This is a genomic window from Solimonas aquatica (genome assembly GCF_900111015.1).
Lineage (GTDB): Bacteria > Pseudomonadota > Gammaproteobacteria > Nevskiales > Nevskiaceae > Solimonas > Solimonas aquatica.
The window spans coordinates 1-1,205 of record NZ_FOFS01000030.1; the positions used below are offsets into that span (position 1 = coordinate 1).

Sequence of the window (1,205 nt, forward strand, 5' to 3'; positions counted from 1 at the left end):
CGACGTCCCCCCGATTTGAGTAGCGGTTGCATTTAGAGTCCGGGGTTGATGGTAGCTGCCTTGACGATGAGTGTCTTGGCGTAGGCGGCTGGCGTCAGCCCGCCAAGCTTCTTCTTCGGTCTTTCTTCGTTGTATTCCTGCGTCCAGGCCCGGATCACGGCACATGCGTGCGACAGGCTGGTAAACCAGTGCTCGTTGAGGCATTCGTCGCGCAGACGGCCGTTGAACGATTCGATGTAGGCGTTCTGGTTGGGCTTGCCCGGCTCGATCAGGCGCAGCAGCACGCCGTTGCGGTGTGCCCAGGTCAGCATGGCCTTGCCGGTGAATTCCTTGCCGTTGTCCGTGCGGATGATTTTCGGCTTGCCGCGGCGGGCACAGACTTCGTCGAGCAGGCGTACCAAGTGATTACCGCCGATGCTGTGCTCCGGTAGTACGGCCACCGCTTCGTGCGTAGCGTCGTCGACGATGGTCAGGCTCTTGATCGTGCGGCCCGACGCGACGCGGTCGAAAACGAAGTCCATGGACCAGACTTCGTTGGCTGTGCTCGGCCGGATCAGTGGCTGCCGATCGCCGTGCTGGATCTTCTTTCGGCGCCGGCGGCGTACCTGCAGCTTCTCCAGGGCGTACAGCCGCTCGACGCGCTTGTGATTGACCCGTTGCCCGGCCTGTCGAAGCTTGAGGTGAATCATCTCCGCGCCGTAGCGGCGGTGCCGCTGCGCGAGCTCGACGATCTGGCGTCGCAACTCCGCATTGGCGTCGGGACGCGGCGTATAACGCAGCGCCGAGGCGCTGATCTGCGCTACGCGCAGCGCGCGCCGCTCGCTCATCCCCTTGTCCTGCAGCATCCGCACCAGCTCGCGCTTTGCCGGTGCGGTCACCACTTTTTTCGCAAGGCTTCCTTGGTCGCCTCGTTCTCCAGCATCGCCTCAGCCAGCAGTCGTTTCAGCCGGCCGTTTTCCAGCTCTAATGCCTTCAGCCGCTTGGCGTCCGACACGTCCATGCCGCCGAACTTGCTCCGCCACAGATAGAAGCTCGCCTCGGAAAAGCCGTGCCTGCGGCACAGCTCCTTGATTGCCATGCCAGCTTCCGCCTGCTTCAGAAACCCGATGATCTGCTCTTCGGTAAATCGCTTCTTCACGTCCAATCTCCTTGTTCATGGGATTGGACTCCAAATGCCAGTGCTACTCAAAATCGGGGGGACGTCG

1 protein-coding gene is annotated in these 1,205 nt (G+C 62.0%); it reads right to left on the minus strand.

The window, feature by feature from the left end; translation table 11 throughout:
* Positions 1-32 precede the first annotated feature (32 nt).
* A protein-coding gene (locus BMY12_RS19810) for an IS3 family transposase (protein ID WP_245732646.1) occupies positions 33-1,078 on the minus strand; the annotation gives its coding sequence in 2 pieces (ribosomal slippage) (positions 33-880 and positions 880-1,078; 1,047 coding nt in all).
* Between the last annotated feature and the right edge of the window lie 127 nt (positions 1,079-1,205).